A 15,351-nucleotide genomic window follows, 5' to 3' on the forward strand; every position below is an offset into this window, starting at 1 on the left:
GAGACTAGTTATTAAGACAAATAATGTGATGAATTTGTGCGCATAATGAGAGGTGGATCAAATATCTCGTTAAACGTCCGTTTTGTGAGACACTAATTTTAGCTAGCTGAGGTATTCACGACGGCTATATAACTCACTCAATGCGTCATCGAGCGCGTGTATCAACTCACTCTCACGTTCCTGAAAAACTGTGATGACTGTTCTACGTATATCACTCTCAGTTACACCTGCAGGGGTTTGTTGATTGGTGATATGAATCACGGGGTTTACAGCGTATTCAACCGATACATTGCTAACCGCATGTTTTACATCCGATTTATTCTGTTCTTGTTGCTGTACCTGATGCCAAACTGCTGGCAATTCTGCCGGTTGTTTGGGTGGTGATAAAATGTCCGGTACTCGATACTCTGGTTGCTCTAATCGTAATGTAGGTGTATCCGGGGCAATAACATCGGGTGATTTCAGCATTAGTGGATCAGGGTCTGCAACTGAAACGAAAATAGGATCAGGTTCTGTGATTACTGGCAGTGGAGAATCTAAAGGATCATGGTGTGCAGCATCAATGTTAGATTCTAAGTTTGGCGTGTTAAATTTGGGCAAATTGGTGTTATATCTTTGCTCCAAAGTGTCAAATTCGGGTTTTGTAGTGTTAAGTTCGATTTGTTCCGCATTAAAAGGCCGAAGCTCTGGTACTGAAACTTCTGGAGCCGTCAAAGCAATTGACTCAATACCTGGTACTACAACCTCTGGTGGAGTAACTATCAATGGCTCAGGTGAATCGACATGAATTGCCATTGCCTCCGGCATTGTGATCATCGTCTCTGGCGGTGTTAGGTTTACTGACTCAGGGTCATCCTGTGTCACGTTCAATGGTTGAAGCGCCGGTTCTGTAATATCAGGAGCAGTCAAAGCAATTGACTCAATACCTGGTACTACAACCTCTGGTGGAGTAACTATCAATGGCTCAGGTGAATCGACATGAATGGCCACCGCCTCCGGCATAGTGATGATAGTCTCAGGCTGTATTAGGTTTACCGGTTCAGGATCATCCTGTGTCACATTCAATGGTCGAAGCGCTGGTACTACAATATCTGGAGTAGCCAAAGCAATTGGCTTTATATCTGGTACCGTAACCTCTGGTGGAGTAACTATCAAAGGCTTTGGTGAATCGACATGAATTGCCATCGCCTCCGGCATAGTGATCATAGTCTCAGGCTGTATTAGGTTTACCGGTTCAGGATCATCCTGTGTCACGTTCAATGGTCGAAGCGCAGGTACTGTAATATCAGGAGCAGCCAAAACAATTGATTCAATATCTGGTACCACAATCTCAGGTGGAGAAATTAACAAAGGCTTTGGTGAATCGACATGAATTGCCACCGCCTCCGGCATCGTGATCATAGTCTCTGGCGGTGTCAGGTTTACCGGCTCAGGGTCATCCTGTGTCACGTTCAATGGTCGAAGCGCTGGTACTGCAATATCTGGAGTTGTCAAAGCAATTGGTTCGACATTTTGTACCATGCTCTGAGGTGTATCAATGCCCATGGGCTCAGGAGCTTCAGCACTCACCAAAACCGGTGAACTGACAGCTAAACCAGCAGCTAATACGGCCGCTGCATTGCTGTTAGTACGTGGCTGAGACGATTGTAATACAACTGGCTCTATAGGCTCGTTATCACTCTCACCCCAGCTAAATATGTCTGAAATACCATCACGGATAGTGCGTCCAACACTGCCTAGCATAGACAAAGCGCCATCGAGCAAAGAACCAAGTATGTTTTTACCGGCATCTGTGAGATCAAAATCTTGCCACCATTCGTACAGGTTTTGCCCCGCATCCCAAAGCATTTTAAGGGGTGAAATATCCCACATTAACTTTAAAGGCGCAGATAACGTATCCCATAAATTACCAGCCATTTCACATAGGGCATCCCAGTTGTCGTATAGCAAATACCCAGCACCCGCTATGGCCATAATAGTGAGCCCCACGGGGTTAGCAGCCAGTGCTAATAGTCCACGTCCTAAGAATAATGCAGCTCGCCCTAAGCCAGTAAATACTGGGGCCAACCATCGCGCACCAGCGAGCAAACTCGCCATACCCGTTTTCATGCCAATTGCAGCAAAGCCTAATACAGACACGGCTGCAGCCAAAGAGGCAACCACCGCAGCACCGGCAGCAAGTGCAACAACAAATGCGGCAACATCCGGGTGTTGCTCTGTAAATGCGGCGATACCCTCGGCCAAATGGACCACCATATCGATAACAGGCTCCGCAACTATGCCCAGCCGTTCTACCCCGCTGCTCCATGCCTGAGTTAGTTTACGGCCAGCAATACCAAGGCGATCCCAACCTGTTAATTGTTCCTGTAGCTGTGTTTGGGTTTTGTTATGGTAATTGCCCAGAATAGACTGGTAATCACGCATACCAAGTGCCATGGCTTCTAAGGTTTTTATAGGTAAGTCATCCGCGCCTTTCGCTGCAAATACCGCTTCTATTAAGCCTCGGGCTTTTTGCGCATCGTCTTTATAAACGCTGGTTAGTTCCAGCATAAGTTTGCTAAAACTCTCACTCTGCAAAGCTTTATTGTCAGAATTGAGGCCCTGCTTAAACTGTGCAAGCTGGGCTTTGATACGATTGGCACTAGCGCTATCATTGCCAAGCAAAGAGTCTATTAATCCGGCTTTGTTGCCTTTACCAACCAACTTCTCCCAGTTGCCAACGTCAGTTAACTGGGCGCGGGCTTCTTTCATTGTGTCAGCTAAGTAGTCGTAGTTGTAGACTCCGGCCTGTGCACCTTTGATTAGGATTGCTGATACCTGCTCAGCGCTTAAGCCCATTTCAGCAAGTAGCGGTGAATATTCATGAAAAGTATCTAACAAGTCGTCAGCACGGTCTCCGGCCTGTTGGTAAATTGTGCTGATCAGGTCGCCGCTGGTGGCAAATGACACATCCCAAGCTGTTCGCATCTGCGTTTGCGCACGTATGATTTCAGACGTATCAATATCCATGCCTAAGCCGCTATTAACACGCTGTAGAGTTATCGCCGATTCAACGGCGCTGGCTAGTTCTGCATCAATAAGCCCAGTTTGCTGGTTGATTTTAGCCGCAGCGCCTATTAACTCGGTTGTATCAAGCCCCAACTTAGCTTGGAGACCCATCAACGGCTGTTTGAGTTGATGTACTTGATCTTCGGTTAACTTAGTTGTGGTTTGTAACTGCTTAAGACCCTTATCCCATTCGTAAGCGGCCACAGCACCGGCTCCTAAAGCGGCTGTTAGCCCAACACCCACGGCACCACCGCTAAGTTGATCACTGAAGCTTAAACCTTCCGCTAATTGCTCAGTTTGTTTTAGCTCCTTATTTACGTCTTTAAGCTCAGATTCTAATTGCTCTAAATTCTTATCAAACTTACGTGTATCAATGCCTGCTGCTTCAAGGGCTTTGCTTAAACGTTTAGTGTTTCGCTCCTGGTCTTTTAAGTCTTGACCTGTTTGGGCCAACTCAACTTGTAACTGGCTTTGGTTACGTTTAGCTTGCTTAACCTCACTGTTTAGCTTTGCTAATTGCTGCTTTTGTTCGTCGCTTAACTCGCCTGCTTCTTTCTCGACGTCGTTTAACTTGGCTTGCTCTTTACGAAGCTTAAGGAGCTGGTCTTGCTGTGTTTCAAGTTGTTCAGTCAGCTTAGTTTTACGCTTTGATAGCCGATCCGTTGCTTTCTCAGCAGATTGAAAAGCTGTGATATCACTCAAGCCTTGTTGAAGCTGCTTGGATGTTGCTAATAGCTCTTTTGATTTGGCGTCTATCTCATCAACCTTATCGCCAAACATATCTTTTACGCCAACTGCTAGTTGTAGCGCAAATTCATCCGTCGCGTTCATCCGTAATCACCTCAAGCAAAAAAGTAAGTTCGTCGATATCACAGTTAAATAGCTCTGTTGCGCTGGCTAAGCCGTTTTTGCTGATTGTTTTGATTGCTGACTTGAGCTGTTCGCTTGAGGTGTAGACGAGGCTTTCAGTGGCTTTCCCAGCAGATATTGGAGAGCAACAAGATCTCTATAAGTTAAGTTTTCACATAGTTTCATAGCGTCAAACTTTGAAGGTTCAGTAAGTTCAGAGTTATTGCTTGAGCTACCAAATTCGATCACCTGTGCTGCAACGCCAATCATAATGCCGTCTGTATTTTCTTCACCAAATTCAGACTTGCAGAATCGGGCGGCTTTAATTCGATGGATTACTTTTGGCTCAGTGGTTTTTCGGGCGTGTGTGTACTCTTTTCCATCAATAACTAACGGCTCACTAAGTGCGAGTAAGTTGTTTTCAATCTGGGTTTTCTGTTCTGGGGTTAGCATAACGGGCTCCGTTTATTGGTTAACTAAATGTCTAAACAATCTTATCCAACCCCAAAGTTTGCCGTTGCCGTACAGCAACACGCGAATTTGTAAGTTGCTAGTCTAAGCAACATGAAAGCAAACAACTTAATACCAGCGTCTGTACAGACCAAAGCACTAAACACCATCTCGCAGGCTGCATCAGCTGAGTTTGAGCAGTTGCGAGAGGTTGCTAGTCGATTGAATATTTTCGACGTTGATAACGTGTCAGCAGAATTTTTACCATTTTTGGCGTGGCAGTTTCGTGTCGACGTTTGGAGTTCAAGCTGGCCAACAGACGTTAAGCGTAAGGTTGTAAAAACGGCTCTAGAAGTACACAGAACCAAGGGCACTGTATACGCCGTTGAGTTGGCGTTAGCTGCGGTTGGAGTAACCGCCGAGATAGTTGAATGGTGGCAAGCAGAACCACAACAAGAGCCTGGCACATTTGATGTAGTTGCGTATTCAAACAGCAACATTACGCCAAATCAGCCTAGCGCTATCAATGTAAAGCTAATCGACCAGCTAAATGCGTTGATACAGGGGGTTAAGCGTAAAAGCCAACATTACACCATAACTGTTGGGCTAGAAATGAGTAAGAACATTTCTACCGGTGTCGGAGGTTTTGGAGGTAATGCAAGTAATGTCTCTGGCAGTTTAGTACCTCGTCAGCCATCGGTTTCTGGGGGGGTTGCTACAGCGGTTACAGGCAATACAACAAGCCATTTAACATCATCGGGAAGCCTGATCCCGAGGCAACCAAAAGTTAATGGTGGCATGACTCAGGCAGTCGCTGGATTAAGTGACAACACAACAAACATAGCAGGTAGTTTAAGACCCAGACAACCAAACATTAGCGGTGGGTTTAAAACCGTGCTGACAGCGCACGACACAGCCTGTGTATTAATAAGCGGGAGATTGATCAGGCATGAGTGAAACAACGTTCGAAGTATACAATTTTTATATCACAGAAGCTGGGGAAAGCCTGTTGCTTGATGCTCAGTTCGGCGGTTCTCAAGTGAAGCTAACACATATAGCAGTAGGTACAGAGAGCTATGACCCAAGCGTAAAAGTAAATCAGACTGCATTAGTCTCTGAGGTAGATAGAGCTGTTGTGCGTTCATTTAAACGGGTCGACAAGACACTGCAAATGGCTGCTATTTTCGATAACCCCGATAAAGCCTACAACGTAGGTGAAATAAGTCTGGTTACAGAGGAAGGAATCCATTTTGCCGTATACAGTCGCCCAGGAAAGCTCATAGGCGCAAAAACCCATGCGGGTAGGTTTATGCCTCGATTTGGTATGGCCGTTGACCTAATCCCGTCAGAAGCGATTAACGTTTCATTGGCTGGAGATAACCTAAATCTAGTGATCACCCCTGAGCTGGCAAGGTTTACTCTCGCACAAATTAGATCATCCCGTATACAGATTAGCATCCTACATCGGGAAGTAAAACAAATAATCAATCAAAATTAGGAGGTTGTATGTCAACTGATCAAATCCTGTCTCAAGTGGCCGATGAATGCACCAAAGCGGTGTCTGCGTGTGGAGAAATCGTCAGCACGGTTAATGGAAAAATGGGTGAGATAAACGCGATGTTAGAGGGCGTTGAATCTGATGCTAAGAACATTGTTAGTGGTGTAACTGAAGACGTATACAGAGCCAATATTGGTATGGGCCGAGGTCGCCATGTTGTGATAACTCCCTTACCAAACGATGACACCGGAAACCTGGTAAATTCGGCGCTCAATGATGGCGCAAACTCTATCACTGTTGATTGGCCTGCTGATGGGCAATGTAGACATTGGAACACTGCTGTTTATCTACCTGTTGGTGCGACATTGCATATTGCAGGTCCAATGTCTGTTATTGGCAGCACAAATGGCGTGTTACGCACAGACCGATCGTGTTGGGCAAATGCAAGTGATGGTGGCGTTAGTAATTTAGGAAGCCCCATGGTTTTTAGAAATACTATGCCTGCTGAACAAACAGGCGGAAATTATTATAAAATCGTAGACCCAATATCACTAATTTTCCTTCAAGGAAATAATATTGTTAGGTTTGGAACTGGTGTATACATGCATGATGAAGGAGGAATGTTAAACACCAGCAAGAATAATGGGCTTATAAACGTACTTCCATATAATGGTCAGACGCCGAATTATATTATTGGTGGAGGGGCATATTGCAATATTTACCTCAGTTCTGGACTGGTAAATAATCAACTGGGCGGAAGTATCTGTCATATCAAATTATGGCGAGTAAGGTTATTGAAAACTAGTTCAGATGGACCTGAACCCGGAGTTGATAAGGGTTTTAACAAACTGAAAAGCTTAGGTGTTATTGGTATAACTGAAGAGATGCTAAGGTCACAGCCCTCTGATAGGCCTGTCGAATGGCAAGATTATAACGACAGAACTCATCCACAATATGGACGTGCCATAGCATTGAGCACACGAGGTATTGGAGCGAATTTAAATTTACCTAGAGTGGTTACTACTAACACTTGGTCATATCTGACAGGGTCAGTCCATCTACAGTTTGCAGGGAGTTGTAATGTCAGTTTAGATGGTTTGGAGGTTATTGGAAATTCATCAGAGTATAGGACACTGTAAAATGAGCAAAAATATAGAATTATCAGTAGTTGATATTGAAAATAAACTGTGGTGTGACATTCGCAATTACCGTAACCAATTGTTGGCACAGTGTGACATTGAAATAAACAAATTAGAAGACTCAGGAGGTGATGCCAGCAAATGGCGTAGTTATCGAAGTGAGTTAAGAGAAATTCCACAGAAAAATGAAAACCCTTTCTCAATTTTATGGCCGTCTAAACCGTAAACTCAGATAGTCCCACTTACATTCGGCTAGTCCCGTAATTGGATTTATAAAAGTCCAATTACGGGTTTTTATAAATCCCGTCCACACGAGGAGATCGAGTAAAAGGTGAGTAAGGTGTACTTGATTGACGGTTATGAACGCAGTGAAGGCGTTTCATTTATGTAAGCGTTTTATAGAACGCTAAAGGAATATAAGGTGAACTCTGGTGAAGGTTGCTGACTTCACCTTGCGCAAACATGTCTCTTTATCAGCGAGTTTCTTCTGCAAGAACCCAAGAGACAATTTTGCACATAACGCAAAAAAGCCCGACTCTTTCGAATCGGGCTTTCTTTTATTAGGACCTGGCGATGTTCTACTTTCACATGGCATCTGCCACACTATCATCGACGCTGTTTCGTTTCACTTCTGAGTTCGGCATGGGGTCAGGTGGTTCCAAAACGCTATAGTCACCAGGAAAACTGGAGTGCAAATGGTTAATGACTTCAAGCTTTGCTTGAGCATTTCATTTGCGCAAGGTGAATATCAAGCAACACTGCTGTCGCGACCTTCACTTTGCTTAAATCTGGAAAAATTCTGATAATTCGTAAAAATCTACTTTAGTTAATACTAACTTCTGTCGCTTAAACCACTTTGGCGTTGTATGGTTAAGCCTCACGGGTAATTAGTACTGGTTAGCTTAACGTATCACTACGCTTCCACACCCAGCCTATCAACGTTATAGTCTTCAACGGCCCTTCAGTTAACTTAAAGTTAAAGTGAGAACTCATCTCGAGGCTCGCTTCCCGCTTAGATGCTTTCAGCGGTTATCGATCCCGAACGTAGCTACCGGGCAATGCAATTGGCATCACAACCCGAACACCAGCGGTTCGTCCACTCCGGTCCTCTCGTACTAGGAGCAGCCCCTCTCAATTCTCAAACGCCCACGGCAGATAGGGACCGAACTGTCTCACGACGTTCTAAACCCAGCTCGCGTACCACTTTAAATGGCGAACAGCCATACCCTTGGGACCGACTTCAGCCCCAGGATGTGATGAGCCGACATCGAGGTGCCAAACACCGCCGTCGATATGAACTCTTGGGCGGTATCAGCCTGTTATCCCCGGAGTACCTTTTATCCGTTGAGCGATGGCCCTTCCATTCAGAACCACCGGATCACTATGACCTACTTTCGTACCTGCTCGACGTGTCTGTCTCGCAGTTAAGCTGGCTTCTACCATTACACTAACCGTACGATGTCCGACCGTACTTAGCCAACCTTCGTGCTCCTCCGTTACTCTTTGGGAGGAGACCGCCCCAGTCAAACTACCCACCAGGCACTGTCCTCAATCCCGATAAGGGACCTAAGTTAGAACATCAAACATACAAGGGTGGTATTTCAAGGTCGGCTCCACGATGACTGGCGTCACCGCTTCAAAGCCTCCCACCTATCCTACACATGTAGGCTCAATGTTCAGTGCCAAGCTGTAGTAAAGGTTCACGGGGTCTTTCCGTCTAGCCGCGGGTACACAGCATCTTCACTGCGATTTCAATTTCACTGAGTCTCGGGTGGAGACAGCGTGGCCATGGTTACACCATTCGTGCAGGTCGGAACTTACCCGACAAGGAATTTCGCTACCTTAGGACCGTTATAGTTACGGCCGCCGTTTACCGGGGCTTCGATCAAGAGCTTCGACTTACGTCTAACCCCATCAATTAACCTTCCGGCACCGGGCAGGTGTCACACCGTATACGTCATCTTACGATTTTGCACAGTGCTGTGTTTTTAATAAACAGTCCCAGCCACCTGGTCACTGCGGCTGTCGTCAGCTTAAGGAGTAAATCCCATCACCAACAACAGCGTACCTTCTCCCGAAGTTACGGTACAATTTTGCCTAGTTCCTTCACCCGAGTTCTCTCAAGCGCCTTAGTATTCTCTACCTGACCACCTGTGTCGGTTTGGGGTACGATTCGAAATAATCTGAAGCTTAGAGGCTTTTCCTGGAAGTAGGGCATCAGTAACTTCACCACCTTAGTGGCTCGTCTCGTGTCTCAGCCTTAGCGACCCGGATTTTCCTAAGTCACCAGCCTACGCACTTTCACATGGACAACCAACGCCATGCTTACTTAGCCTGCTCCGTCCCCCCATCGCAATTATTCCAAGTACGGGAATATTAACCCGTTTCCCATCGACTACGCTCTTCAGCCTCGCCTTAGGGGTCGACTTACCCTACCCTGATTAACATGGGATAGGAACCCTTGGTCTTCCGGCGTGCGGGTTTTTCACCCGCATTGTCGTTACTCATGTCAGCATTCGCACTTCTGATACCTCCAGCATACCTCCCGGTACACCTTCAACGGCTTACAGAACGCTCCCCTACCCCGCGAATAAATTCGCAGCCGCAGCTTCGGTGGTATGTTTAGCCCCGTTACATCTTCCGCGCAGGCCGACTCGACTAGTGAGCTATTACGCTTTCTTTAAAGGGTGGCTGCTTCTAAGCCAACCTCCTAGCTGTTTTAGCCTTCCCACATCGTTTCCCACTTAACATACACTTTGGGACCTTAGCTGGCGGTCTGGGTTGTTTCCCTCTTCACGACGGACGTTAGCACCCGCCGTGTGTCTCCCGGATAGTACTTTACGGTATTCGGAGTTTGCAAAGGGTTGGTAAGTCGGGATGACCCCCTAGCCTTAACAGTGCTCTACCCCCGTAAGTATTCGTCCGAGGCTCTACCTAAATAGATTTCGGGGAGAACCAGCTATCTCCCGGTTTGATTAGCCTTTCACTCCTAGCCACAGGTCATCCCCTAACTTTTCAACGTTAGTGGGTTCGGTCCTCCAGTTGATGTTACTCAACCTTCAACCTGCCCATGGCTAGATCACCGGGTTTCGGGTCTATACCTTGCAACTAAGCGCCCAGTTAAGACTCGCTTTCGCTACGGCTACCCTATTCGGTTAACCTCGCTACAAAATATAAGTCGCTGACCCATTATACAAAAGGTACGCAGTCACACCACGAAGGTGCTCCTACTGCTTGTACGTACACGGTTTCAGGTTCTATTTCACTCCCCTCACAGGGGTTCTTTTCGCCTTTCCCTCACGGTACTGGTTCACTATCGGTCAGTTGGGAGTATTTAGCCTTGGAGGATGGTCCCCCCATATTCAGTCAAAGTTTCACGTGCTCCGACCTACTCGATTTCACTTTAGATAAGTTTTTGTGTACGGGACTATCACCCTGTGTCGTCATACTTTCCAGAATGTTCCACTAACTACACTAAAGCTTAAGGGCTAGTCCGATTTCGCTCGCCGCTACTTTCGGAATCTCGGTTGATTTCTTTTCCTACGGGTACTTAGATGTTTCAGTTCTCCGCGTTCGCTTCATACAGCTATGTATTCACTGCATGATGACCCAAAGGGCCGGGTTTCCCCATTCGGAAATCCTAGTCTCAAGCGCCTCTTACTGGCTCAACTAGGCTTATCGCAAGTTAGTACGTCCTTCATCGCCTCCAACTGCCAAGGCATCCACCGTGTACGCTTAGTCACTTAACCATACAACCCAAAATGGTTTGTATCGTCAAAGACAGTTTAACTTCGCCAGAAGTTAATATTGAATACTAAAGTAGACGCTAATAAATCTTAAGATTTATCGGCATGTTTTACTTTTGAAAACTCTTTATAGATATAAATATCTACAAGAATTAATTATCAGCTTTTCCAAATTTTTAAAGAGCAATATCACTCAGTCATAAGACCAAGCAACAATCATCTGTGTGGACACTACGAACAAATAAGTTCTAAATCGTATAAGGAGGTGATCCAGCCCCAGGTTCCCCTAGGGCTACCTTGTTACGACTTCACCCCAGTCATGAATCACTCCGTGGTGATCGCCCTCCCGAAGGTTAGGCTAACCACTTCTGGAGCAACCCACTCCCATGGTGTGACGGGCGGTGTGTACAAGGCCCGGGAACGTATTCACCGCGGCATTCTGATCCGCGATTACTAGCGATTCCGACTTCATGGAGTCGAGTTGCAGACTCCAATCCGGACTACGACGCACTTTAAGTGATTCGCTGACTCTCGCGAGCTCGCAGCACTCTGTATGCGCCATTGTAGCACGTGTGTAGCCCTACACGTAAGGGCCATGATGACTTGACGTCGTCCCCACCTTCCTCCGGTTTATCACCGGCAGTCTCCTTAGAGTTCCCGACCGAATCGCTGGCAACTAAGGATAGGGGTTGCGCTCGTTGCGGGACTTAACCCAACATCTCACAACACGAGCTGACGACAGCCATGCAGCACCTGTATCAGAGTTCCCGAAGGCACTAATCTATCTCTAGAAAATTCTCTGTATGTCAAGTGTAGGTAAGGTTCTTCGCGTTGCATCGAATTAAACCACATGCTCCACCGCTTGTGCGGGCCCCCGTCAATTCATTTGAGTTTTAACCTTGCGGCCGTACTCCCCAGGCGGTCTACTTAATGCGTTAGCTTTGAAAAAGTCCTCCGAAGAGTCCAGCTTCTAGTAGACATCGTTTACGGCGTGGACTACCAGGGTATCTAATCCTGTTTGCTCCCCACGCTTTCGTACATGAGCGTCAGTGTTGACCCAGGTGGCTGCCTTCGCCATCGGTATTCCTTCAGATCTCTACGCATTTCACCGCTACACCTGAAATTCTACCACCCTCTATCACACTCTAGTTTGCCAGTTCGAAATGCAGTTCCCAGGTTAAGCCCGGGGCTTTCACATCTCGCTTAACAAACCGCCTGCGTACGCTTTACGCCCAGTAATTCCGATTAACGCTCGCACCCTCCGTATTACCGCGGCTGCTGGCACGGAGTTAGCCGGTGCTTCTTCTGTAAGTAACGTCACAGCTGAATGCTATTAACATCCAACCTTTCCTCCTTACTGAAAGTGCTTTACAACCCGAAGGCCTTCTTCACACACGCGGCATGGCTGCATCAGGCTTGCGCCCATTGTGCAATATTCCCCACTGCTGCCTCCCGTAGGAGTCTGGGCCGTGTCTCAGTCCCAGTGTGGCTGATCATCCTCTCAAACCAGCTAGGGATCGTCGCCTTGGTGAGCCATTACCTCACCAACTAGCTAATCCCACTTGGGCCAATCTTTAGGCGTGAGGCCCGAAGGTCCCCCACTTTGGTCCGTAGACATCATGCGGTATTAGCAGTCGTTTCCAACTGTTGTCCCCCACCTAAAGGCATGTTCCCAAGCATTACTCACCCGTCCGCCGCTCGTCATCTTCTAGCAAGCTAGAAATGTTACCGCTCGACTTGCATGTGTTAGGCCTGCCGCCAGCGTTCAATCTGAGCCATGATCAAACTCTTCAATTAAAAGTTTTTTGAAACCGAAGTTTCGTGCTCATTGAATTCTGATTTTGATTTCCTAAGAAATCGAATTGACTGTGCTGAAACAAGTAAACTTGTTTCCGTTGGTCACTCAGTTCAATTGAGACTCTAAATTTGTTTGCATCCTCTAGCGATGCTAGATTTTGCTGTTAGAACTCAATCTGTACGAGTGCCCACACAGATGATTGCTTCATATTTTTAAAGAACGTTTCGAGTTGCTTTCGCGTCTCGAGGGATGTGCATTCTAAGCATTCCCGATTTTTTGTCAACACTTAATTTGAAGTTTCTTTTTTAGAAGTTTCAAGTTTAAGTTTTACTTGACGCTGACTCGTTGTTGCCTTGCTTATTCAGCGTAGCGCTCCGTGTCAGTGGGGTCGCATTATAGGGCGGCGAATTAAAAGCGCAAGCGCTTTTTGAAGAAATTTGATAAAAATAGATTGTTCGGCTGATTTTCGAGCTAAAAGAGCAATAATGATACGTTTAAGTGCCTAATTACCACCTTTACCCCACACATAAATGTAATTGTTCGCATCAAGGCAAGCTCAATTAACCGCATTAGCATGCATTATTTCGAAATAATTTAAGTTTATATATTCAAACAAAGATGGAGAATAAGTAGGGAAGAACAGAAAGTAGATAAAGAAGTAATTTCTATTAATGAATAGATTGATGAATTTTCATCAAAAAAGAAAAAGCCGAGCTATGCTCGGCTTTTTATGTCTTCTATAAGACTTACTCTGCAGACTGTGCGTCTTCTTGAGCTTCTGCCGCTACTGGGCGGTCTAGAAGTTCAACGTAAGCCATTGGTGCATTATCACCAGCACGGAAGCCACACTTAAGAATACGAGTGTAACCACCTGGACGGCCTTCGAAACGAGGACCTAGTTCGCTGAATAATTTACCAACTACTTCTTTATCACGCGTGCGAGCAAACGCTAAACGACGGTTTGCTACGCTGTCAGTCTTAGCCAGTGTGATTAAAGGTTCAATTACACGGCGCAACTCTTTCGCTTTAGGCAAAGTTGTTTTGATGATTTCGTGCTTCACCAAAGAACCAGCCATGTTGCTGAACATCGCTTTGCGATGGCTGCTGTTACGGTTTAATTGACGACCACTCTTACGATGGCGCATGACCCTATCCTTCTAACTAAAATATAGTAACTTAGCTTATTCAGCTAAGCTTGCCGGTGGCCAGTTCTCTAAGCGCATGCCTAGTGAAAGACCACGTGAAGCTAGTACATCTTTGATTTCAGTTAGAGACTTCTTACCAAGGTTTGGTGTTTTCAGAAGCTCAACTTCAGTACGCTGTACTAAGTCACCGATATATTGAATTTGCTCGGCTTTCAAACAGTTTGCTGAACGCACTGTTAGCTCAAGATCATCAACAGGACGAAGCAGAATAGGATCGAATTCTGGCTTCTCTTCTTTCTCTTCTGGCTCAGAAACATCACGTAAATCTACGAATGCTTCTAATTGCTCAGCTAAGATAGTAGACGCACGACGGATCGCTTCTTCAGGATCTAAAGTGCCGTTTGTTTCCATATCAATGATTAACTTGTCTAAATCTGTGCGTTGCTCAACACGGGCTGATTCAACCGAGTACGCAATACGCTCAACTGGACTGAATGATGCATCAAGCAACAGACGACCAATTGGACGCTCATCGTCATCAGAGGATAAACGGCTAGACGCTGGCACATAACCACGACCACGCTCAACACGGATACGCATGCTGATTTCGCTATTGTCAGCAGTTAAGTGACAAATAACGTGATCTGGGTTGGCGATTGTTACATCTCCATCGTGCTGGATATCTGCCGCAGTCACAGGGCCTACACCAGACTTAGTCAGGGTCAGAAAAACTTCATCTTTACCTTCTAGAGATACCGCTAAACCTTTTAGATTCAACAAAATTTCAATGATGTCTTCTTGAACGCCTTCTTTCGCGCTGTACTCATGCAATACACCGTCGATTTCAACTTCAGTTACTGCGCAACCTGGCATAGATGACAACAGTATACGGCGTAAAGCGTTACCCAAAGTGTGGCCAAAACCACGCTCTAATGGTTCTAAAACTACTTTAGAACGCGTTGGGTTGATAGCGTCGATATCGACTAACCTTGGCTTTAGGAATTCGGTTACAGAACCCTGCATTTTATCCTCTCTTAACTCTTAACTTTACTTCGAGTAAAGTTCGACGATTAGTTGTTCGTTAATGTCCGCAGACAGATCAGAACGCTCAGGTAGGCGCTTGAAGCTACCTTCCATTTTCTTACCGTCAACTTCAATCCAAGTTGGCTTTTCACGTTGCTCAGCCAACTCTAGAGCAGCGATGATACGCGCTTGCTTTTTAGACTTCTCGCGAATTACCACTACATCTTCAGGAGTAACTACGAAAGAAGGGATATTCACAACACGACCATTAACCATAACCGCTTTGTGGCTAACTAGCTGACGTGCTTCAGCACGTGTGCTTGCAAAGCCCATGCGATATACAACATTGTCTAAACGTTGCTCTAGAAGCTGTAGTAGGTTTTCACCTGTGTTACCTTTAAGGCGAGCAGCTTCTTTGTAATAGTTACGGAATTGCTTTTCTAATACACCGTAGATACGACGTACTTTTTGCTTTTCACGTAATTGTAAACCGTAATCAGATAGACGACCTTTACGAGCGCCGTGCTGACCAGGTGCTGTCTCAAGCTTACACTTTGAGTCGATAGCTCTCACGCCGCTCTTAAGGAACAGGTCAGTACCTTCACGACGACTCAGCTTGAGCTTAGGGCCCAAATATCTTGCCATGTTCTTTCTC

9 protein-coding genes and 3 rRNA genes are annotated in these 15,351 nt (G+C 46.0%); 4 read left to right on the top strand and 8 right to left on the bottom strand.

All coding sequences use genetic code 11. The annotated features are described in order from the left end of the window. Positions 1–102 precede the first annotated feature (102 nt). The gene (locus AC5FX4_RS01425; RefSeq protein WP_493604770.1) at positions 103–3,879 is read right to left on the bottom strand and encodes a phage tail tape measure protein; all 3,777 of its coding nucleotides are present in this window, start codon (positions 3,877–3,879) and stop codon (positions 103–105) included. Between the two features lie 66 nt (positions 3,880–3,945). After that, a complete protein-coding gene (locus tag AC5FX4_RS01430) occupies positions 3,946–4,350 on the bottom strand; it encodes a hypothetical protein (protein WP_493604771.1) in 405 nt (134 codons plus the stop codon). Between the two features lie 111 nt (positions 4,351–4,461). Here AC5FX4_RS01430 and AC5FX4_RS01435 point away from each other — a divergent pair, with 111 nt between their 5' ends. Genes AC5FX4_RS01435 through AC5FX4_RS01450 form a run of 4 tightly spaced genes read left to right on the top strand, consistent with a single transcriptional unit; the run spans position 4,462 to position 7,210 of the window. Beyond that, complete coding sequence (locus tag AC5FX4_RS01435; RefSeq protein ID WP_493604772.1) at positions 4,462–5,304, top strand: phage tail protein I; 843 nt, start codon at positions 4,462–4,464, stop codon at positions 5,302–5,304. After that, a complete protein-coding gene (locus AC5FX4_RS01440; RefSeq protein WP_493604773.1) occupies positions 5,297–5,845 on the top strand; it encodes a phage tail-collar fiber domain-containing protein in 549 nt (182 codons plus the stop codon). Before AC5FX4_RS01435 ends, AC5FX4_RS01440 begins: the two co-directional genes overlap by 8 nt. A gap of 8 nt (positions 5,846–5,853) precedes the next feature. Then, positions 5,854–6,984 carry a hypothetical protein gene (locus AC5FX4_RS01445; protein ID WP_493604774.1) on the top strand — a complete coding sequence of 377 codons (1,131 nt, stop codon included), beginning with the start codon at positions 5,854–5,856 and terminating at the stop codon, positions 6,982–6,984. A 1-nt stretch (position 6,985) separates the two neighbouring features. Then, positions 6,986–7,210, top strand: coding sequence for a phage tail assembly chaperone (locus AC5FX4_RS01450; protein ID WP_493604775.1), 225 nt, complete (start codon positions 6,986–6,988; stop codon positions 7,208–7,210). 339 nt (positions 7,211–7,549) lie between these two features. On the opposite strand, the gene rrf is transcribed toward AC5FX4_RS01450, so the two are convergent. The 6 genes from rrf to rpsD form a co-directional block, all read right to left on the bottom strand. Continuing rightward, a 5S ribosomal RNA gene (gene rrf, locus AC5FX4_RS01455) occupies positions 7,550–7,664 on the bottom strand. A 186-nt stretch (positions 7,665–7,850) separates the two neighbouring features. Continuing rightward, positions 7,851–10,733: ribosomal RNA gene (locus AC5FX4_RS01460) — 23S ribosomal RNA — on the bottom strand. A gap of 255 nt (positions 10,734–10,988) precedes the next feature. Next, positions 10,989–12,527: ribosomal RNA gene (locus tag AC5FX4_RS01465) — 16S ribosomal RNA — on the bottom strand. Together the 16S, 23S and 5S rRNA genes form the textbook arrangement of a ribosomal RNA operon. Positions 12,528–13,274: 747 nt before the next feature. Then, the gene (gene rplQ, locus AC5FX4_RS01470; protein WP_493604776.1) at positions 13,275–13,673 is read right to left on the bottom strand and encodes a 50S ribosomal protein L17; all 399 of its coding nucleotides are present in this window, start codon (positions 13,671–13,673) and stop codon (positions 13,275–13,277) included. 36 nt (positions 13,674–13,709) lie between these two features. After that, the gene (locus AC5FX4_RS01475) at positions 13,710–14,696 is read right to left on the bottom strand and encodes a DNA-directed RNA polymerase subunit alpha (RefSeq protein WP_152084659.1); all 987 of its coding nucleotides are present in this window, start codon (positions 14,694–14,696) and stop codon (positions 13,710–13,712) included. 24 nt (positions 14,697–14,720) lie between these two features. After that, positions 14,721–15,341 carry a 30S ribosomal protein S4 gene (gene rpsD, locus AC5FX4_RS01480; RefSeq protein ID WP_152084658.1) on the bottom strand — a complete coding sequence of 207 codons (621 nt, stop codon included), beginning with the start codon at positions 15,339–15,341 and terminating at the stop codon, positions 14,721–14,723. Positions 15,342–15,351 lie beyond the last annotated feature (10 nt).

This window comes from Pseudoalteromonas sp. ATL1 (assembly GCF_058933015.1).